A 20135-nucleotide genomic window follows, 5' to 3' on the forward strand; every position below is an offset into this window, starting at 1 on the left:
CCTGTCAGGGTATGATCTTGTAGCCACCGTTTTCGGTGACCAGAATCTCCGCGCGCGAGGGATCGCGCTCGATCTTCTGCCGCAGACGATAGACATGCGTCTCGAGTGTGTGCGTCGTCACGCCGGAGTTATAGCCCCAGACTTCTTCCAGCAAGACGTCGCGTGTCACGACCTTCTGGCCGGCGCGATAGAGGTAACGAATGATCGCGGCCTCCTTTTCGGTGAGGCGGATCTTCTTGCCGTCTTCCGTCGTCAGCAGCTTCTGGCTGGGCTTGAAGATATACGGCCCGACGCCGAACGTCGCATCCTCGCTGTTCTCGTGCTGGCGCAACTGCGCGCGGATGCGGGCAAGCAGCACCGCGAACCGGAAGGGTTTCGTCACATAATCGTTGGCACCCGCCTCCAGCCCCAGGATCGTGTCCGAATCGGTATCATGTCCCGTCAGCATGATCACGGGCGCCTTGAAGCCGTTCTTCCTGAGAAGCTTGACCGCCTCGCGACCGTCCATATCCGGCAGGCCCACATCCATGATCATCAGGTCGACCTGCCCGGTCCTGACCGCCTGGATCGCCTTGGTGGCGTTGGCCTCGTCCATCAGGGAAAATTCCTCATAGAGCGAGAGTTGCTCCACCAGCGTGCCGCGGAGATCGTCATCGTCATCGACCAGAAGAATGGTACGCGCGGTCATCTCGTTTAACTCCCTTGTCTGCCCGGCCGGACTTCGCATGCCGTTCCGTGGCACGACCAGAACACAATAGCGTGTTGCTCTTGGTGCGGTGCTATGAATACACTCCAATTCACAGGCAAAGCAAAATCTCGTGAGCGAAATGGGGCGGAAACCGCACGGTATCAAGGGCAAGCCGACGCCGATCGTCGTCAGGACGGCCCCGCGTGACAGGTGCCGCGCGATTTTGCAGTTCGGCAGCCTCCGTTTGCCGGCGGCGCTTGGCCGCTCCGGCATCACCAGCCGCAAGCGCGAAGGAGATGGCGCCACACCGAGGGCGGCCATGCCGGTTCTGGATGCCTATCGTCGCGGCGAGCGACGGCTCGCCCTGCTGTCGCAACTCCCTGTGAAACGCATCCGTCCCAACATGCTGTGGTGCGACGATCCACGTCATCCTGCCTACAATAGGCCGGTCAAAGCGCCCTTTCCCGCCGGTCATGAGAAGCTCCGGCGTTCCGATCATCTCTATGACATCTGCATCGTGCTTGACTGGAACATCGCAAGCCGCCGGCGCGGTTGCGGCTCCGCCATCTTCTTCCATATCGCGCGCCCGGACTATTCTCCGACAGAAGGATGCGTCGCGATCTCGTTCAGGGACATGCAGCGCCTGCTGCCGAAACTGACGAAGGGCACGCGGCTGATCGTCCTGTAATGCCCTTCCATGCCCGCCCGGACTACCTATGTAGGGAATGCAGAATTGCCGGCCGCCCGGCCCGGCCTTTGTTCTTTTCCGTTTCACGAAGGATGTTTCACATGACCGATCAACCCATGATCACCCTTAATGACGGCAACGCCATCCCGCAGGTCGGCCTCGGCGTATGGCAGACGCCGAACGACGAGGCGGCGCCTGCCGTGAAGGCGGCACTCGATGCCGGTTACCGCCACGTCGATACCGCCGCCGTCTACGAAAACGAGGAAGGCGTCGGCGAAGGCATCCGCCAGTCGGGCGTTTCCCGCGGCGACATCTTCCTGACCACCAAGCTCTGGAACGGCGACCAGGGCTACGACCAGACGCTGAAGGCCTTCGATGCCAGCCTGAAGCGGCTTGGCACCGACTATGTCGATCTCTACCTGATCCACTGGCCGTCGCCGAACCGCGGCCTGTTCGTCGACACCTGGAAGGCCTTCGTGAAGCTCAAGGAGGAAGGCCGCGTCAAGTCGATCGGCGTATCGAACTTCTATCCGGAGCACATCGAGAAGATCGTTGGCGAAACCGGCGTCGTGCCTGTCATCAACCAGATCGAGCTGCATCCGGATTTCCAGCAGAAGACCGCACGCGCCTTCCATGAGAAGCACGCCATCGCCACCCAGTCCTGGAGCCCGCTCGGCCAGGGCAAGCTCCTGAACAACCCGGTCATCGGCAAGATCGCCACGCGCCTCGGCCGCACGCCGGCGCAGGTGATCATCCGCTGGCACATAGAGAAGGGCCTCGTGGTGATCCCGAAATCGGTGACGCCGTCGCGCATTCGGGAAAACTTCCAGGTCTTCGATTTCGGCCTCCCGGCCGCCGACATCGCAGCGCTGGATGCTCTGGACAGCAAGGACGCCCGCATCGGCCCGGATCCGAAGACGGCAACCTTCTGATTCACGTGAGACAGGATCGGGCGACCGTAGGATCGCCCGATCCGGGTCAGAGACTGACCAGAATGGCGCCTGCGGCAACGACGATACAGGAGAACAGCCGTCTCGGCGTCAGCCGTTCGCCGAGGAATAGCGTGCCAATAAGCACGGCGAAGACGACGCTCGTCTCCCGTACAGCGGTCACGAGGCCGGCCGGGGCGAAGGAATAGGCCGCGACCACGAGGCCATAGGCCGCCATGGCCACGACCCCTCCCGCCACGGCCTTCCAGGTCAGGGGCGAGGACAGGTCGATCCTGAGCCGCCGTCTGGCGACCAGATAGCTCAGAGCCAGCATCACACCAAAAAGGAAAAGCACCCACATGGCGTAGGCAACGGGGTTATTGACTTCGCCCACGCCCCTGGAATCGACCGTCGAGTAGCAGGCGATGATCAGCGCCGTCGCGAACGCAAAGGCAAGCGACGAGGTCACCGCCCGCCCCTTTCCGAACGACAGGCTCATGATTCCGGCCGCCACCAGCAGCACGCCGGCACTCTGCCAGAGCCCGAGCACCTCGCCGAAAAGAACGAATCCTCCGACAGACACGAGCAGCGGTACCGTTCCCCGTACGATCGGATAGACTTGTCCGAGCTCGCCATGTCGATAGGCCGCCACCAGGAAGTGGCTGTAGGCGACCTGCAGCACCGACGAGGCGAGAATGAACGGCCACGCCGAGGCACCCGGCAGAGGGAAATAGAGAATAAACGGCAGCGCGATGACGGAGCCCGCGAGACTCATCACCGTCACCGACCACAGCCGGTCGGCGCCGGTCCGAAGGAACGCATTCCAGCTCGCATGCAGGATGGCGGCGATGAGCGCGAGAAGAACCGCGATGGTGCTCACGAGGCCACCATCGGAGGGCCGGACCGGTCGCGGCCCGCAGTCGGTATCGAGCGTATCATGAAGGCTTCGGAGGGTTTTTGTGACAGTTTTATGACAGCGCGACGATAGCCGCTTTTACAGCCGTTTCAATCGCGTCAGGTCCTCCGGAACAAAAAAAGCCGCCCGCGAGCGGACGGCTTTCGGCAATAAATGTTGCGCGTCTTATTTCCAGTCGCGGATATCGACGAAGTGACCGGCAACGGCGGCAGCGGCAGCCATCGCCGGCGAGACGAGATGCGTGCGGCCCTTGTAGCCCTGGCGTCCCTCGAAATTGCGGTTGGAGGTCGAGGCGCAGCGCTCGCCCGGCTTCAGCCGGTCGTCGTTCATCGCCAGGCACATCGAGCAGCCCGGCTCGCGCCATTCGAAGCCGGCGTCCTTGAAGATCTTGTCGAGGCCTTCTGCTTCCGCCTGTTCCTTGACGAGACCGGAGCCCGGAACCACCATCGCCGATACCGTGGACGCGACCTTCTTGCCCTCGAGCACGGCGGCAGCGGCGCGCAGGTCCTCTATGCGGCCGTTGGTGCACGAACCGATGAAGACGCGGTCGATGGCGATGTCGGTGATCTTGGTGCCCGGCTTCAGGCCCATGTAATCAAGCGCGCGCCATTTGGAGGTGCGCTTGTTCTCGTCCTGGATGTCGTCCGGATTCGGAACCACGCCCTGGACCGAGATGACGTCTTCCGGCGAGGAACCCCACGAGACGATCGGCGGCAGGTTGGCGGCGTCGAGCACGACGACGCGGTCGAAATGGGCGCCCTCGTCGGTGTGCAGCGTCTTCCAGTATTCGACCGCCTGGTCGAAGGCCGCACCCTTCGGCGCGCGCGGCTTGTCCTTGATGTATTCGAAGGTCTTTTCGTCAGGCGCGATCAGACCGGCGCGGGCGCCGCCCTCGATCGTCATGTTGCAGACGGTCATGCGGCCTTCCATCGACAGCGAGCGGATCGCCTCGCCGGCGAACTCGATGACGTGGCCGGTACCGCCGGCCGTGCCGATCTCGCCGATGATGGCGAGAATGATGTCCTTGGCGGTCACGCCCTCGGGCAGCTGGCCGTCGACGCGCACCAGCATGTTCTTGGCCTTCTTCTGGATCAGCGTCTGGGTCGCCAGCACATGCTCGACCTCGGACGTGCCGATGCCGTGCGCCAAGGCGCCGAACGCGCCATGCGTGGAGGTGTGGCTGTCACCGCAGACGATCGTCATGCCGGGCAGGGTGAAGCCCTGTTCCGGACCGACGATGTGCACGATGCCCTGGCGCTTGTCCTTCTCGGAATAGTACTCGACGCCGAAATCCGCGGCATTCTTGGCGAGCGCCTCGACCTGGATCCGGCTTTCCTCGTTCTTGATGCCCTCGTGACGATCAGGCGTGGTCGGCACGTTGTGGTCGACAACGGCAAGCGTCCGGCCCGGCTGGTGCACCTTGCGGCCGGCCATGCGCAGCCCTTCGAAAGCCTGCGGGCTCGTCACTTCGTGCACGAGGTGACGGTCGATATAGAGAAGACAGGTGCCATCCTCCTGGCGGTCGACCAGGTGATCGTCGAAGATCTTGTCGTAAAGGGTACGGGGTGCGCTCATGGGCGTTGTTCCATCCAGACTGGGAAATGACTTTTATTGTGTGACGAAGAGACGCGATGACGGGGACATGCCCGTCATGGGTCAGCCTAGGCGGCTGTTGAGCGCCCCGGATACGCGCGCAAAGAACCGTGCCGGCAGACGCTTGTGGTCCTGCAGCACGATGAACTGGTTCGCGAGGCATCCGAATTTCGATCCCATGGTGGGCTCAATACCAGTTTTCGGAAAAATCGGCAATGGAGTCGACGCGAGCGCGGCGTGACACGTTTTTGTCATAAGGCATTCGCCAAAAAATGCTTCATCGTCCTGACAGAACGGAAGGACGACGCATGAACACCCCCATCCACGACGAGATCAGCCGCATCAAGGACGAGGTGCTCGACAGCTTCGACGAGGAGCTCGAGCAGCAGATGGACGAGGACCGTCTCGACGAGATGGTCGCCGAGGGGCTATCGGAGCCGACGATGGACCGCAAGGTCTATTTCCGCGAACTCTTCCGGCTGCAGCACGAACTCGTCCGCCTGCAGGACTGGGTCCAGTACAAGAACCTGAAGGTCGTCGTCCTGTTCGAAGGCCGCGATTCGGCCGGCAAGGGCGGCGCGATCAAGCGCGTGACCCAGAGGCTGAACCCGCGCGTCGCCCGCGTTGTCGCGCTTCCGGCACCCACCGAGCGCGAGCGGAACCAGTGGTACTTCCAGCGCTACGTGCCGCATCTGCCGACCGCAGGCGAGATGGTGCTCTTCGACCGCTCCTGGTACAACCGCGCCGGCGTCGAGCGTGTCATGGGCTTCTGCACCCCGGAACAGGTCGAGGCATTCTTCCGCGACGTGCCGGAATTCGAGCGCATGCTCGTCCGCTCCGGCATCATTCTCCTGAAATACTGGTTCTCAATCACCGACGAAGAACAGGAATTCCGCTTCCGCATGCGCATCAACGATCCGCTGAAGCAGTGGAAGCTCTCCCCAATGGACCTGCAGAGCCGCATCCACTGGGAAAGCTATACCCGCGCCAAGGAAGAGATGCTGGACCGTACCCACATCCCCGAGGCCCCCTGGTGGGTGGTGCAGGCCGTCGACAAGAAGAAGGCGCGCCTCAACATGATCGCCCATCTTCTCTCGCAGATCCCCTACGAAAATGTCCCCAAGGAACACATCGTCCTGCCCGAGCGCGTCCGCAATGCCGACTACATCCGCCACCCGGTCCCGCCGGAAATGTATGTGCCCGAAAAATACTGACGGAATCAGCAGATCCGGAAGACATAGGCCTTGAGCAGCACATCCGGTTCGTCGATCGCATAGGCGCGGAACAGCGGGCTTTCCTCCACCGGGGTCCAGATGCCCCGGCTGGAGAGGCGCTCGAAAACCCCGGCGAACCCGCCGCTGTCGAACACCTTGTCCCGCACGGTGAAAACCGCATGCCCGCCGGGCCTCGTAATCCGGCAGAGCTCGTAAAGCCCGCTCGCCGGCGCATGCCCTTCCGTGAACACCCCGGTCGAGAAGAAGGCCGCGAAATGATCGTCCGGCCACGGCAACGTCTCGCCGAGCGTCGCCCGCTTCAGAACGTCGTAGGCCTCGCGGTGGGCCGCCAGCGCCAGCATCTCCTCGGAGAAATCCAGCCCCTCGACAACGGGATAGCCGAGCGCCCGCATCGCCGGCCCGGAAAGCCCCGTACCGCATCCGGCATCGAGCAGCGGACCGGCATCGCGGGGCACATGTCGGCTGACCCAGGCTGAGATCATGAAGGGCAGGCAATAGCCGGAGGAGAGGTTCTCGCGATCGTAATCCGTCGACCAGGTCGAATAGGCCGAGGCCAGTTCGTCGCCGGACTGCGCGGCATAGACCTTCTCCAGCCCCTCGCTCCTGCGCTCGCTCATTCCCGCGCGCCCTGTTCCCGCATGCGTTTCTCCACCTGCCGCAGCAGCAGCGACAGCCCGATGGTCAGCATCAGGTAGATATAGGCGACGATCGAATAGGTCTCGAAGAAGCGGAACGAGCCCGAGGCGTAGATCTTGCCCGCCTGGCTGATATCCGCGACACCCAGCACCGAAACAAGCGAACTGTCCTTGACCATGGCCACGAAATCGTTCGACAGCGGCGGGAAGATCACCTTGATCGCCTGCGGCAGCACGATCAGCCGGAACCGCTGGTAGCGGTTCAAGCCCAGCGACATCGCCGCCTCGATCTGCCCCCTGTCGACCGACTGGATGCCGGCCCGGAAGATTTCCGCGATGAAGGCGGAATAGCCGATGGTCAGCGCGATGATCGCGCGCCACATCAGGGACACGTCGCGCACCTGAAGGGGCGAGAGCCAGCCCTCCGCCGTCAGCGGCGAGATGATGAAATTGTAGGCCGCGACGAAACCCGGCGCGCCGACGAAGGCGATGTAGAACAAGAGCACCAGGATCGGGATGCCGCGCACCACCTCGACATAGAACCGCGCCGCCTGCCGCAGGACGACGCTGTCGGCCATGCCAGCAAGCGCAATCATCAATCCGAGACCGGTCGCCAGCGCAAAGCCGACGACCGTGACGAACACCGTCACCCAGATGCCCCGCGCGACCGTGGTGAACACCTGCGCATAGATGTCGTTGACCGCGATGACGACGGCAAGGCCGATCGCGATGACGACCAGCGCGACCAGCCACCAGGGCCGGTCGCCGCGTTCATCCCCCTTGGGAAGCGTCTGGAAACCCATGCGGCGACCGCCCCCCGGCTCAGGCGGTCATTCGCCCATCTTGTAGTCGAGGAACCACTTCTTGTTCAGCGTGTCCAGCGTGCCGTCCGCCTTCAGTTCGGCGATGGCCGCATTGATCGGTGCCACGAGATCGGACCCCTTCGGGAAGATGAAGCCGAAATCTTCCGAGCCAAGCGGACCGCCGACAACTTTCAGGCCACCGCCGGAAGCATCGACATAACCCTGCCCGGCCGTGCCGTCGGTCAGCACCATGTCGACATCGCCCGTCTTCAGCGCCTGCACCGTCGCCCCGAACGTCTCGAACAGCTTGATGCGGGGATTGGCCTCGTCGCCATCGAGAACGCTGTAGACCGCGGTGTAGAACGGCGTCGTGCCCGGCTGCGCGCCGACCAGAAGGTCTGCATTGTCGGCAAAGCTCTTGGCGTCGGTGAACCGGCTTTCGTCGCCGCGCACCAGCATGAACTGCTCGGAGCGCATGTAGGGGTCGGAGAAATCCACCTTCGCCTTGCGCTCGTCATTGATCGTGATGCCGGTCATGCCGACCTGATACTGGCCGTCGGATACGGACTGGATCATCGCGTCCCAGGACGTGTTCTGGTACTCGACCGTCATGTTCAGCCGTTTGGCGATCTCGTTCATCACGTCATATTCCCAGCCGATCGCCTCACCCGTCTTCGGGTCGACAAACTGCAGCGGCGGATAGGCGTTTTCCGTCACGACCACGACCGTCTTGCCGCCAAGGTCCGGCAGTTCGGCGGAAAGGGCGGATACGGGAGCAAGAGCAAGGGCGGCAAGCCCGGCGAGAAGTGTGCGCAAGTTCATCATCGTCAGCCTCCAAAAAAGCCAGATTGAGCACGCCTCGCCGATCGGTTTCAAGGAAAAACTGGAACCCCGGTGCGGTCAAACACGTTGGCGAATGAGGTAGGGGACCACCATCCAAAACGCGGAACGGCAATTTGGCAGCAAACAGGTCATCGACGAGCGAGAAAGATCGCGGCCGGGACAGCACGGCGCCCAGCGAAATACCTGTCCGGGGTCTTCGTGACGTCTTCTGGCGGGTGGTCGAGCAAGCAGACCGCGACCGCATCGCCCTCGTCAGCGCCGGCGTCAGCTACTACCTGCTGCTGGCGCTCTTCCCCTCTCTGACAGCCCTGGTATCTCTCTACGGTTTCTTCGCGGACCCATCGACCATTTCCGGCCACATCGAATCCCTCCGCCGCATCCTGCCGCCGGGTTCCTCCGAAATGATCCAGGAACAGCTTGCCGCGCTCACCCGGCAGGGCTCGCCGTCGCTGGGCGTGGGCTTCGCCACCGGACTGGCCATCGGCATCTGGAGCGCGCGGAACGGGATCATGGCCCTGTTCGACGCCATGAACGTCGCCTACAACGAGCGCGAGAAGCGCGGGCTGCTCGAACTCAACCTCCTGGTTTTCGCCTTCACGCTCGGCCTGTTCGTTCTGCTGGGCGTCATCACCGCCGGCTTGGCCGCCCTTCCGGCTGTGTTCGCCTTCGTCATCCCGGACAGCTGGCTGGAGCCGGTGCTGATGATTCTCCGCTGGCCGATCCTCGTCCTGCTCGTCGGTTTCTCGATCAGCTGTCTCTATCGCTACGGTCCGAGCCGCGAGCCGGCGAAATTGCGCTGGTTGAGCTGGGGCGCCGTGATCTCGACCGCCGCCTGGCTGCTGGCCTCGCTCGCCTTTTCCTATTACCTGCAGAATTTCGGCAACTACAGCGCCACCTACGGCGCCTTGGGCTCCGTCGCCGGCTTCATGGTGTGGAGCTGGATGTGCGCCCTCATTTTCATTCTGGGCGCCGAGATCAACGGCGAACTCGAACATCAGACATGCCACGATACCACGACGGGAGAACCACGGCCGATGGGCGAACGCGGCGCCTTCGTCGCTGATACCGTCGGGCGTGCCGCCGACTGAACCGGCGTCACGCCGACAGATGCAATGGCCCGATGGCCCGGGACAAAGAAAGGCCGGAACATCGTTTCTGATGTTCCGGCCTCTTGACGATCAAGGTGGCCCGAAAGCCGCCGTTCTGATTCCCTTTCAGGAATAAAACTTATTCGGAAGCAGCGTCCGAAGCAGCAGCGGCTTCCGCTGCGGCCTTGGCTTCAGCGGCTTCGGCTGCTGCCTTTTCGGCGGCCAGTGCCTGTGCTGCTGCAACCTTTTCGGCTTCGATCCGTGCCTTTTCCTCGGCCACGGCGGCGCGCTCGGCGTCGTTCAGCTTGCGGGCGCGGGTGCCGGTGTTCTCGACGATACGAGCCGACTTGCCGCGACGATCGCGCAGGTAGTAGAGCTTGGCGCGACGAACCTTACCGCGGCGAACGATCTCGACGCTTTCGACCATCGGCGAATAGACCGGGAATACGCGCTCGACGCCTTCGCCGTAGGAAATCTTGCGAACGGTGAAGCTCTCGTTGATGCCGCCGCCGGAACGAGCGATGCAAACGCCTTCATAGGCCTGCACGCGGGTACGGTTACCTTCCTTGACGGTGACGTTAACGCGCAGCGTGTCGCCAGGCGAGAATTCCGGCAGCTTGCGCTTGGCTTCGATCTTGGCAGCCTGTTCGGCTTCCAGCTGTTCAATGATGTTCATCTGTCTAACCTTCGATTCTTCTGAAACAGCCAGAGCGCTCGACAATAATCCTTGGGCCAAGCCTCCGGATTTTGCCCTTGCGGGCGGGAGCGGGTACGCATGCTCTTTGTTTGCTGGCAGACGGGCAAAGCCCATTTCCGGGTGCGCCAATACACCACTCTCGATGCTTTGTCACCCCCTAACGCAAACCGAATCTGCCCAGAGGCCAGCGGCTTGCGAAGCCGTTTCGAACCACATATCACCGCAGGACGTCCACTGGGAGGAAAGAAATGTCCGTCGCCACCATCATGCTTCTCTTCGTGGCAGGCTTTCTGTCCGGCGTGGTCAATGCCATCGCCGGAGGCGGCACCTTTCTGACTTTCGGCGCCATGACCTTCGCAGGCTTGCCCCCGATCGCCGCCAACGCCACCTCCTCCATCACGCAGTTTCCCGGCTACATCACCTCGACGCTCGCCTACCGCAGCGAGTTGCGCAGCGCCTGGAAAGGTGCCGTCGTCCTCGCCATTGTATCCGCCGTCGGCGCTCTCGGCGGCGCGCTCTTCCTGGTTTCGCTTTCCAATCCCGCCTTCCGCAGCATGGTGCCATGGCTGCTGATCGCCGCCACGCTGGTCTTTGCCGCAGGACCAAAGCTTAGGCCGAAGACGACAGGTGAAAGCCACCCGGCAACACCGCTCGGCATCGCCATCCAGACGGTAACCTCCTTCTACGGCGGTTTCTTCGGCGCCGGCATGGGCATCATGATGCTCGCTTCGCTCGGTCTCGCAAGCGGCGGCGACTATCATCGTCTGAACGCGCTGAAGAACTTCCTGTCGATCGTCATCGCTGCTGTGGCGATCGCCGTCTTCACCTCGGCCGGCGCTGTCTCCTGGCTCCATGCCGCGATCATGGTGCCGGCCGTAGCGCTCGGTGGCTATACCGGCGTTGCCGTCGCAAGGAGGGTTCCTCAGGCGCTGCTGCGCTGGACGGTGGTCGCCTTCGGCCTGGGGCTGGCTGTCTACTATTTCTTGACGGGCTGAGGCTGGAGCGGAAGGACGACGGCCGGTCGGCCGATCAGGGCGCCTTCGGCAGAAGATCCGGCCGCCGTTCCCGCGTCAGTTCCAGGGCCTGCTCGCGACGCCACTTTTCGATCGCGCCGTGATTGCCCGAAGTCAGCACCGCGGGGATTTCCCGTCCCTCGAACACCTGCGGCCGCGTATAGTGCGGATGTTCGAGAAGACCGTCCTCGAAACTCTCGTGCACGCCTGAGAGATCGTTGCCCATCACGCCCGGCAGGATGCGCACCACGGCATCCAGCAGCGTCAGCGCCGCCGGCTCGCCACCGGACAGGATGTAGTCGCCGATCGAGACCTCTTCCAGATTGCGCGCCTCGATCACCCGCTGGTCGACCCCCTCGAAGCGGCCGCAGACGATGACCGCGCCGTCACCGGCCGCGATCTCTCTCACGCGCTCCTGCGTCAGCGGTCGCCCACGCGGGCTCATCAGAAGGCGCGGCCGCGTATCGCCATCCGGGGACACCGAATCGATCGCCCGCGCCAGCACGTCGGGCTTGAGCACCATGCCGGCGCCGCCGCCGGCGGGCGTATCGTCCACCGTCCTGTGTTTGTCCGTCGCAAAATCCCGGATCTGCACGGCCTCCATGGACCATTGCCCACGCTCCAGCGCCTTGCCGGCCAGCGATTGGCCGAGATGGCCCGGAAACATGTCGGGATAGAGTGTCAGAACGGTCGCCTTGAAGGTCATGGCCGCCGCTCAGTCGTCCGGCAGGAAGGGCGTACCCTTCTTGCCGCCGGATTTGCCGTCATCGGTATCCTTGAGGCCCGCCGCGATCGGATCAACAAGCAGCCGTCCGCCTTCGAGATCGATTTCCAGCACCGCCGCCTCCGAAAACGGAATGAGCACCGGCCGCTTTCCCGGACCCTTCAGTTCCAGGAGATCGCCGGCGCCGAAATCGTAGATGCCCGTGACCGCCCCGTAATTGTTGCCGTCGTGGTCGTAGACCTCCAGCCCTTCGAGGTCGGCATAATAGAACTCGTCGTCTTCCAGTTCCTCGTCCGGCAGCGCCCCACGATCCACATAGAGCTCAAGACCGTTCAGCGCCTCGGCGGCATTGCGGTCGTTGACGCCCCGGAAGCGGACGATCACGACGTTCTTCGCCTCGCGGATTTCGAGGATTTCAAACACCCGTCCGTCGAGAGTGCGCAGGTTGCCGTAATCGCCGATCGATGTCGGATCGTCGGTATAGGCCTTCACGCGCACTTCGCCGCGCAAGCCCTGGGCGGCGCCGATCACGGCCATCAGAACGGGATTTTCGAGCTTCGTCATAGCAGGATTTCGTCCGGTTTGTTCGGCGCCTCTTCTAGGCCGAAACCGGCCGAATTGAAACAGAAAACGGCCGGCGGGAGACCCGGCCGGCCGTCATCACTTTGAGAGCGCGCCGGATTATTCGGCGGCGGAGGCTTCTGCTGCGGCGGCAGCGGCCTCGGCTGCCTTAGCTTCCTTTTCCTTGATGCGCTCAAGGGCCTTCTTGCCAGGCTTTGCCTTGTCCGGGTTGTTGCGGGCTTCGCGGGTGGCGAGACCGGCTTCGGCCATGAAGCGCAGAACGCGATCTGTCGGCTGTGCGCCCTTGGCGACCCAGTCCTTGATGCGCTCGACATCAAGCTCGATGCGCTTTTCGCTGTCCTTCGGAAGCATCGGGTTCCACGAGCCGACCTTCTCGAGGAAACGACCGTCGCGCGGGCTGCGGGCGTCGGCAACGACGATCTGGTAGTAGGGACGCTTCTTGGAACCGCCACGGGCGAGACGAATTTTCAGTGCCATTGTTCTAACTCCTTGGGACTGTTTGGCCGCCTGGTCTCAGGCGGTCTTTTCTGTGGTGCCGCCATGTTCGGCGGCGATGGCTTCATGATGCCGGATGACTTCCTTGATGATGAAGTTCAGGAACTTCTCGGCGAAATCCGGGTCCAGATGGGCCTCCTGCGCCAGCCGGCGCAGACGGTCGATCTGGTATTCCTCGCGCGCCGGATCGGACGGCGGCAATTCGTGTGTGGCCTTGAGCACGCCCACGGCCTTGGTGCAGCGGAAGCGCTCGGCCAGCATGTGCACAAGTGCAGCGTCGATATTGTCGATCGACTGCCGGTAGCCGGCTAACTGTTCGCGGATCGCGGGATCGATCATCGGCGCCCTCACTTCTTCTTCGGCAGGCCGGGCAGGCCGCCACCGCCAAGACCCGGCAGCTTCGGACCGCCGAGGCCAGGCAATCCGCCGCCACCGAGACCCGGCAGGCCACCGCCCTTGCCGAGCCCCATGGCATCCGCCTGCTTGGCGAGCTGTTCGAGCTGCTTCGGGTCCATCGACGAGAGATCAGGCATTCCGCCCATTCCACCCATGCCGCCCAATCCCATCTTCGAGGCTAGGCCGCCCATCATCTGCTTCATCATGCCGGCGCCCTTGCCCTTGCCGCCCATGGCCTTCATCATGTCGGCCATGCCGCGGTGCATCTTGAGAAGCTTGTTGATCTCGGCGGCATCCGTGCCGGAACCGGCCGCGATGCGCTTCTTGCGGGAGTGCTTCAGGATATCGGGATTGGCGCGCTCGGCCTTGGTCATCGACGAGATGATCGCGAGCTGGCGATCGAACGTCTTGTCGTTCATGCCGGTGGCCGCGAGCTTGTCCTTCATGCCGGCCATGCCGGGCATCATGCCCATGATGCCGCCCATGCCGCCCAGCGACTTCATCTGCTTGAGCTGCTCGGCCATGTCGTTGAGGTCGAACTTGCCCTTGGCCATCTTCTCGGCCATGGCCCGCGCCTTCTCGGCGTCGATGCTTTCGGCGGCCTTCTCGACCAGCGAGACGATGTCGCCCATGCCGAGGATACGGTCGGCGATGCGGCGCGGATGGAACTCCTCGAGCTCCGACATCTTTTCGCCGACGCCGATCAGCTTGATCGGCTTGCCGGTGACCGCGCGCATCGAAAGCGCCGCGCCGCCACGGCCGTCGCCATCCATGCGGGTGAGAACGAGGCCGGTGATGCCGACACGTTCATCGAAGTTGCGGGCGAGGTTGACGGCGTCCTGACCGGTCAGCGAGTCCGCGACCAGCAGGATTTCGTGCGGGCCGGCCTTCTTCTTGATGTCGGCCATTTCCACCATCAACGGCTCGTCGATGTGGGTACGGCCGGCGGTGTCGAGGATCACGACGTCATGGCCGCCGAGCTTCGCCGCCTGCACGGCACGCGCGGCAATATCGGTCGGCGACTGGCCGGCGATCACGGGCAGCGTGTCGATCTTGGTCTGCTCGCCGATCTGGCGAAGCTGCTCCTGCGCGGCCGGACGGCGCGTGTCGAGCGAGGCCATCAGGACCTTCTTCTTATCGCGCTCCGTCAGTCGCTTGGCGATCTTGCCCGTCGTGGTGGTCTTGCCCGAGCCCTGCAGGCCGACCATCATGATGACGACAGGTGCCGGCGCATGCAGGTCGATCGTGACGCCTTCCGAGCCCAGCATCGCGATAAGCTCGTCATGGACGATCTTGACGACCATCTGACCCGGCTTGATCGATTTCAGCACAGCCGCGCCGACAGCCTTCTCACGCACCTTGTCGGTGAATTCGCGCACCACTTCCAGCGCGACGTCGGCTTCCAGAAGCGCGCGACGAACCTCGCGCAGGGCGGCGGAGACATCCGCCTCCGACAGCGCGCCGCGGCCGGTCAATCCGTTCAGGATGGATCCAAGGCGGTCCTGGAGGTTTTCAAACATCGGCTCTTCCTTGTCGCTTCGGGGTTTTCAGGGAGTGCCCGAAACGTTGGTCTTTTCCGCGACGAAAACAAGAGACAAAGCCAAGAAGCACCCGAGGGCGCATCGCGCTGTCGGGTGTTGACCTCCGGGATCTCTTTATACCTCTAGGGGTCCCGGTCGGCGGCTCGGAGTCTTACTCTCGTCGCAGATTTCCGCCGCATAAACAGGAAGCGCCGCAAAAAGTCAACCTTTCCCGCGGAACCGGCCGTCGGGCGGTTATCTCCCCCTCAAAATTCGGGATAATTTAGAGAAAATTGATTTTTTTGGGAAATCATCCGCATACCTATTTTTGGAGGCGGGGATTTTATCATGACGGACAACAATATTAAGCGGCCGCTCTGGATCAAGCTGACGGCCTACGGCTTTGCGGCCGTGTTCTTCTCGAGCATCGCGATCGGCGGTGCGGCCTGGTACCGCCAGTCGATCATGAACGAGGAGGCTCTTGCCAAGGAACTCGAGTCCGACCTGACGCTGGTCCAGTCGGACATGGACGGCCAGAAGAAGCTCGCTTCGTCCGTCGCCCTGGCACTGGCCGGCGAGCCGGAAACCGGCCCGCTCATCGAGGCCGGTTCGCGCGAGGAGATCCTCAAGCGTTTCGAAAACAGCCTACCGCAGATCGTCGAGGCCGGTGGCGTCCAGCTCATCACCTTCGTCAGCGCCAAGGGCGAGGCCGTCGCCCGCATTCATGCGCCTGACAAGTTCGGCGACGACATGACCGGCCGCCGCAAGACCATCGTCAACGCAATCTCCTCCGGCAAGCTTGTCGCCGGTACAGAACCCGGCCGCACCGCCGTCAGCATGTTCGCCTCCGCTCCGGTCATCCGCGACGGCACCGTCGTCGGCGTCGTTGATGCCGGCACGAGCCTCACCAACGATTACTTCAAGCCGCTCGCCGAAAAGATCGAAGGTGAGATCGGCGTCTACGTCATGGTCGAGGGCAAACTCACCCAGCAGGCCTCAACCTATGGCGAAAAGCCGATGTTGAGCGAGGACGACCTGAAGGCCGCCTTCGATGGTCAGCCAGAGCGCCGCATGATGTCTGAGGCAGGCCGACACTTCGTCGTCGAGGCCGCCCCGTTCGAAAACTTCTCCGGCGCCCGCATCGGCGTCATCGTCATCGCCTCGGACGTCACCCCAATCGTCGAGGGCAGCAGCAGCGCTGTCTGGACCACCGTGACGGTCAGCGCCGTCGTCGCGATCCTCGGCGCGCTCGGCTTCCTCTTGTTCGCCCGCTCGCTCGCCGGCGCCATTTCCCGTATGACCGCGACCATGTCGCGCCTCGCCGCCAACGACATGTCGGTCGAGGTGTCAGGTGCCGATCGCCCCGACGAACTCGGCGCCATGGCCAAGGCCCTGCAGGTCTTCAAGGACAACGCCCAGAAGACGCTCGAACTGGAAAACATGACGGCCGAGCAGCGCGCCCAGGTCGAAGCCGAACGCCGCCGCGCCTCCGATCTCGAGCACGCCCGCGCCGAAGCCATGGCAAAGGCGACCAGCACGCTCGCTAACGGCCTGTCGCATCTGGCCTCCGGCGATCTCTCCTTCCAGATCGATCAGCCGCTGCCGGAAGACTTCGAAAGCCTGCGCAACGACTTCAACCGTGCCGTCTCGCAGCTTCGCGAGACGCTTTCGGCCGTGTCCGTCTCGGCCGGCGCCATCGACGGCGGCACCCGCGAGATCAGCCAGAGCGCCGATGACCTCTCCAAGCGCACCGAACAGCAGGCCGCATCGCTCGAGGAGACCGCCGCAGCGCTCGACCAGATCACCGTCAACGTTACCAATTCGTCGAAGCGCGCCGAAGAAGCCCGCACGGTCGCGATCCAGGCGAACGAAAGCGCCCGTAAGTCGGGTTCGGTCGTCGCCAGCGCCGTCGACGCCATGGGCAAGATCGAGCAGTCCTCCGGCCAGATCTCGAATATCATCGGCGTCATCGACGACATCGCCTTCCAGACAAACCTGCTGGCTTTGAACGCCGGCGTCGAGGCCGCCCGTGCCGGTGAGGCCGGCAAGGGCTTTGCCGTCGTCGCCCAGGAAGTCCGCGAACTCGCGCAGCGCTCCGCCAAGGCCGCGAAGGAAATCAAGGACCTCATCCGCAATTCGAGCGAAGAGGTCGAAAGCGGGGTCCGTCTCGTCAGCGAGACCGGGCAGGTGCTGAAGACCATCGAGGACTATATCGTCACGATCAACCAGCACATGGATTCGATCGCCACCTCGGCTCGCGAACAGTCCGTCGGCCTCTCGGAAGTCAACACAGCCGTCAACCAGATGGACCAGGTGACCCAGCAGAACGCGGCCATGGTCGAGGAAGCCAATGCCGCGAGCGCGACGCTCGCAAGCGAAGCCAATCGCCTGCGCGATCTGATCAACCGCTTCCAGCTCGGCCAGGTCGCAAGCGGCGCCGGCGCACTCCGCGCCACTGCCGCGATGATGGCAGCCCCGTCCCGTTCGGCGACCACGGCACAGGCCCGCCCGGCCCCGCGCCAGATGGCCTCCGGCGGTGCCGCCGCCGCTGCGGCGTCGAAGGACTGGGAAGAGTTCTGATCCCATCGTCATCCATCCCGAAGGGGCCGCCGCATCGGCGGCCTTTTCTTTTGCCGGATACCCCACCACCTATGACGGCATCGCGCAAATGTGTTCCGCCTCTGCAAGCACGCCGCTTCTCAGGGTGCCGGTTCCGCTGCTAAGGAAGCACCATGAACCGTCGCAATTTTCTGAAATGGCTGTCGCTCGGCGCCGTCGCCACGCTTGCGGCCGGCGTCACCGCGCGCACGGCCTTCGCCGGCAACCGCTATTACACCGGCCCGGTCTCCGACCATTTCAACGGCACCCATTTCTTCAATCCGGGCGGCGAGGAGCCGCGCGGCCCCTTCGACCTGCTGCGCTGGAAATTCGGCGGCGACAGCAAGGACTGGCCGGATACCTATCCGAGCCCCTTTCCGTCGGCCTTTCCCGAGACCCGTCTTGATGGCGGACGGCTGGTGGTGACCATGGTCGGCCACGCCTCCATGCTCATCCAGGCCGGCAATCTCAACATCCTCACCGATCCGGTCTGGTCGGAACGCGCCAGCCCCGTCACCTTCGCCGGTCCGAAGCGGGTCAATCCGCCCGGCATCGCCATGGCGCACCTGCCGCCGATCGATATCGTGATCGTCACCCATAATCACTACGACCACCTCGATCTGGCGACGCTCTCCACGCTGCAGAGCCGCGACAAACCCCATTTCATCACGCCGCTCGGCAACGACACCATCATCCGCGCCGAAGTGCCGGATGCGCGGATCACCGCTGTCGACTGGGCCGACCGGATCGAGATCGCTCCGGGTGTCGCGATCCATTGCGAACCGTGCCATCATTGGTCGGCCCGCGGGCTCGGCGACCGCCGCATGGCGCTGTGGGCCGCCTTCGTCATCGAAACGCCGACAGGCAAGATCTACCACATCGGCGATACCGGCTTTGCCGAGGGAAAGCACTACGCGGCAGCCCGTCAGAAGCATGGCGACTTCCGCCTAGCCATCCTGCCGGTCGGCGCCTACGAGCCGCGCTGGTTCATGAAGAGCCAGCACCAGAACCCGGAGGAGGCCGTCGAAGGCTTCCGCCTTGCCGGCGCCGCCTATGCCATCGGCCACCACTGGGGCACGGTGAAGCTCACCGATGAGGCGATCGACGAACCGGTGATCGCGCTCAACAAGGCGCTGGACGAGCGCGGCATCGCCCGCGACCGCTTTCGTCCCATGCGCCCCGGCGAGGTGTTCGAGGTTCCGCCGGCCATCACCTGACACCGGGCGGAAAACATCGACATGGCATGATTGCCTCTGGAACGGACCGTCCGGCGCGCCCATATGGTGACGGACGCCGAACAGGGAAAACACCAGCAGTGCCGAGAAAACCCGCCAATCCGTATTATTTCGGCCCGCCCACCGACCATTTCGACGGCGTGCGCTTCTTCAATCCGGGCGGCGTTGAACCGGGGACGCTCAAGGATGTCTGGAAATGGCAGACCAACGGCCAGAAGTCGCGCTGGCCAAAGAAAGTGGAATTGCCAAACACGGCCCGGCCCGCCGACCACGTCAAGGGCGCCGATCTGCGGGTTACCATGGTGGGTCACGCCTCGATGCTGATCCAGTTCGCCGGCATCAACATTCTGACCGATCCCGTCTGGTCGACGCGTGCCAGCCCGCTCTCCTTCGCCGGGCCGAAGCGCGTCATCCGCCCCGGCATTGAATTCAACGACCTGCCGCCGATCGATGTCGTGCTCGTCACGCACAATCACTACGATCATCTGGACATGAAGACTCTCGTGCGCCTCAACGAGGAGCACGGCCCGCATTTCGTCACCCCGCTCGGCAACGACACGATCATCCACAACGTCATCCCGGAAGCGAAGATGTCGGCCGTCGACTGGGGCGACAGGCTCGATTACTGGGACGGGCTGTCGATCATTGCGGAGCCCTGCCACCATTGGTCGGCGCGCGGCATGAACGACCGGCGCATGGCGCTCTGGGCCGCCTTCGTCCTCGAGACCCCGGCCGGCCGCATCTACCATATCGGCGACACCGGCTTTCACGACGGCATCAACTATCGCGCGGCGGCTGAAAAATACGGCGATTTCCGCCTCGCGATCCTGCCCGTCGGCGCCTACGAGCCACGCTGGTTCATGAAGGGCCAGCACCAGAACCCGCAGGAGGCCGTCGAAGGCTTCCGCATCGTCAACGCCGCCTACGCCATCGGCCACCATTTCGGCACCTTCCAGCTCACCGACGAGGCAATCGAAACCCCCGTCCACGACCTGGCCATCGCCCTCGAAGCCGCGGAAATCGCTCCTACCCGCTTCCTGCCGCTCCGCGCCGGCGAGATGTTCGACGTCCCGGACAGGTAGCCCCCGAAGGCTGCGCACGTCGTGCCCTTCCTCCAGCCTCATGCTGACGCGCGCCGAAGGCGCCTCGAAGCACGAGGCTGGCCACCGGCGGTAGCCGCCCCATCTCCCCCCTTGCGGGGGAGGACGGAAAATCGAAGGCTTGAGGTCAGCGCAAGCCGCCTAAACTTCAGATTTCGCAAGAGAGGCGCTGTGGCACCACCCTCACGGAGCCCCACTTGCTTTGGCCCCTGTTGGTGCGTCCCGTGGGCTTGGTTTTGGATCCTCGGGTCGAGTGTAAAGCCCGGAGACATGCCTGACAGGTGTTCATAGACATGCCTGACAGTCATTGTCGTTTGTTGAGGTCGATAAGCGCGACCTGGTTGGCTGCGAAGAAGA

General features: G+C 63.5%; 20 protein-coding genes. 8 read left to right on the forward strand and 12 right to left on the reverse strand.

Translation table 11 applies throughout. The features are described 5' to 3' along the window. Positions 1 to 4: 4 nt before the first annotated feature. Entirely contained in the window at positions 5 to 688 is a 684-nt protein-coding gene (locus J5J09_RS00490; RefSeq protein WP_208547772.1) for a response regulator transcription factor, read from the reverse strand. A 139-nt stretch (positions 689 to 827) separates the two neighbouring features. On the opposite strand from J5J09_RS00490, the gene J5J09_RS00495 reads away from it, so the two are divergent. Both J5J09_RS00495 and J5J09_RS00500 read left to right on the forward strand, forming a co-directional pair. Further along, positions 828 to 1376 carry a L,D-transpeptidase family protein gene (locus J5J09_RS00495; RefSeq protein ID WP_208547773.1) on the forward strand — a complete coding sequence of 183 codons (549 nt, stop codon included), beginning with the start codon at positions 828 to 830 and terminating at the stop codon, positions 1374 to 1376. Between the two features lie 101 nt (positions 1377 to 1477). After that, positions 1478 to 2308, forward strand: coding sequence for an aldo/keto reductase (locus J5J09_RS00500; protein WP_208547774.1), 831 nt, complete (start codon positions 1478 to 1480; stop codon positions 2306 to 2308). Between the two features lie 46 nt (positions 2309 to 2354). Here the strand turns inward: J5J09_RS00500 and J5J09_RS00505 are convergent, their stop codons facing one another. Next, on the reverse strand, positions 2355 to 3185 hold the full coding sequence (locus J5J09_RS00505; RefSeq protein ID WP_208547775.1) for an EamA family transporter: 831 nt from the start codon (positions 3183 to 3185) through the stop codon (positions 2355 to 2357). 201 nt (positions 3186 to 3386) lie between these two features. Then, a complete protein-coding gene (gene leuC, locus J5J09_RS00510; RefSeq protein ID WP_208547776.1) occupies positions 3387 to 4796 on the reverse strand; it encodes a 3-isopropylmalate dehydratase large subunit in 1410 nt (469 codons plus the stop codon). 326 nt (positions 4797 to 5122) lie between these two features. Here leuC and ppk2 point away from each other — a divergent pair, with 326 nt between their 5' ends. Further along, positions 5123 to 6028 carry a polyphosphate kinase 2 gene (gene ppk2 / locus J5J09_RS00515; RefSeq protein ID WP_208547777.1) on the forward strand — a complete coding sequence of 302 codons (906 nt, stop codon included), beginning with the start codon at positions 5123 to 5125 and terminating at the stop codon, positions 6026 to 6028. A gap of 5 nt (positions 6029 to 6033) precedes the next feature. Here ppk2 and J5J09_RS00520 read toward each other — a convergent pair whose 3' ends face one another. Genes J5J09_RS00520 through J5J09_RS00530 form a run of 3 tightly spaced genes read right to left on the reverse strand, consistent with a single transcriptional unit; the run spans position 6034 to position 8312 of the window. Next, the gene (locus J5J09_RS00520; protein WP_208547778.1) at positions 6034 to 6666 is read right to left on the reverse strand and encodes a class I SAM-dependent methyltransferase; all 633 of its coding nucleotides are present in this window, start codon (positions 6664 to 6666) and stop codon (positions 6034 to 6036) included. Beyond that, positions 6663 to 7487, reverse strand: a complete 825-nt coding sequence (locus tag J5J09_RS00525) for an amino acid ABC transporter permease (protein ID WP_208547779.1) — start codon at positions 7485 to 7487, stop codon at positions 6663 to 6665. The genes J5J09_RS00520 and J5J09_RS00525 overlap by 4 nt, the downstream gene beginning before the upstream one ends. A 27-nt stretch (positions 7488 to 7514) precedes the next feature. Beyond that, positions 7515 to 8312 carry a basic amino acid ABC transporter substrate-binding protein gene (locus J5J09_RS00530; RefSeq protein ID WP_208547780.1) on the reverse strand — a complete coding sequence of 266 codons (798 nt, stop codon included), beginning with the start codon at positions 8310 to 8312 and terminating at the stop codon, positions 7515 to 7517. A 131-nt stretch (positions 8313 to 8443) separates the two neighbouring features. Here J5J09_RS00530 and J5J09_RS00535 point away from each other — a divergent pair, with 131 nt between their 5' ends. Continuing rightward, positions 8444 to 9418 (forward strand): YihY/virulence factor BrkB family protein, encoded by a 975-nt coding sequence (locus tag J5J09_RS00535; RefSeq protein WP_208547781.1) that lies wholly within the window; start codon positions 8444 to 8446, stop codon positions 9416 to 9418. Between the two features lie 139 nt (positions 9419 to 9557). Here the strand turns inward: J5J09_RS00535 and rplS are convergent, their stop codons facing one another. Beyond that, on the reverse strand, positions 9558 to 10094 hold the full coding sequence (gene rplS, locus J5J09_RS00540; RefSeq protein WP_208547782.1) for a 50S ribosomal protein L19: 537 nt from the start codon (positions 10092 to 10094) through the stop codon (positions 9558 to 9560). Positions 10095 to 10363: 269 nt separating this feature from the next. On the opposite strand from rplS, the gene J5J09_RS00545 reads away from it, so the two are divergent. After that, positions 10364 to 11110 (forward strand): sulfite exporter TauE/SafE family protein, encoded by a 747-nt coding sequence (locus J5J09_RS00545; protein WP_208547783.1) that lies wholly within the window; start codon positions 10364 to 10366, stop codon positions 11108 to 11110. Positions 11111 to 11144: 34 nt separating this feature from the next. Here the strand turns inward: J5J09_RS00545 and trmD are convergent, their stop codons facing one another. From trmD to ffh, 5 genes are all read right to left on the reverse strand, one after another. Further along, positions 11145 to 11834 carry a tRNA (guanosine(37)-N1)-methyltransferase TrmD gene (gene trmD, locus J5J09_RS00550; RefSeq protein ID WP_208547784.1) on the reverse strand — a complete coding sequence of 230 codons (690 nt, stop codon included), beginning with the start codon at positions 11832 to 11834 and terminating at the stop codon, positions 11145 to 11147. Between the two features lie 9 nt (positions 11835 to 11843). Beyond that, positions 11844 to 12416 carry a ribosome maturation factor RimM gene (rimM, locus tag J5J09_RS00555; RefSeq protein WP_208547785.1) on the reverse strand — a complete coding sequence of 191 codons (573 nt, stop codon included), beginning with the start codon at positions 12414 to 12416 and terminating at the stop codon, positions 11844 to 11846. A gap of 117 nt (positions 12417 to 12533) precedes the next feature. Continuing rightward, the gene (gene rpsP / locus J5J09_RS00560) at positions 12534 to 12911 is read right to left on the reverse strand and encodes a 30S ribosomal protein S16 (protein ID WP_208547786.1); all 378 of its coding nucleotides are present in this window, start codon (positions 12909 to 12911) and stop codon (positions 12534 to 12536) included. Between the two features lie 36 nt (positions 12912 to 12947). Continuing rightward, positions 12948 to 13268, reverse strand: coding sequence for a chorismate mutase (locus J5J09_RS00565; RefSeq protein WP_208547787.1), 321 nt, complete (start codon positions 13266 to 13268; stop codon positions 12948 to 12950). An 8-nt stretch (positions 13269 to 13276) separates the two neighbouring features. Next, entirely contained in the window at positions 13277 to 14845 is a 1569-nt protein-coding gene (gene ffh, locus J5J09_RS00570; RefSeq protein WP_208547788.1) for a signal recognition particle protein, read from the reverse strand. A gap of 348 nt (positions 14846 to 15193) precedes the next feature. On the opposite strand from ffh, the gene J5J09_RS00575 reads away from it, so the two are divergent. From J5J09_RS00575 to J5J09_RS00585, 3 genes are all read left to right on the forward strand, one after another. Beyond that, positions 15194 to 17425 carry a methyl-accepting chemotaxis protein gene (locus J5J09_RS00575; RefSeq protein WP_208547789.1) on the forward strand — a complete coding sequence of 744 codons (2232 nt, stop codon included), beginning with the start codon at positions 15194 to 15196 and terminating at the stop codon, positions 17423 to 17425. A 152-nt stretch (positions 17426 to 17577) separates the two neighbouring features. Continuing rightward, positions 17578 to 18660 carry an MBL fold metallo-hydrolase gene (locus J5J09_RS00580; RefSeq protein WP_208547790.1) on the forward strand — a complete coding sequence of 361 codons (1083 nt, stop codon included), beginning with the start codon at positions 17578 to 17580 and terminating at the stop codon, positions 18658 to 18660. Positions 18661 to 18758: 98 nt separating this feature from the next. Continuing rightward, positions 18759 to 19760, forward strand: a complete 1002-nt coding sequence (locus J5J09_RS00585; protein WP_348646401.1) for an MBL fold metallo-hydrolase — start codon at positions 18759 to 18761, stop codon at positions 19758 to 19760. The last annotated feature ends 375 nt before the right edge of the window (positions 19761 to 20135 follow it).

Origin of the sequence: Ciceribacter sp. L1K22 (genome assembly GCF_017599385.1) — a bacterium.
Lineage (GTDB): Bacteria > Pseudomonadota > Alphaproteobacteria > Rhizobiales > Rhizobiaceae > Allorhizobium.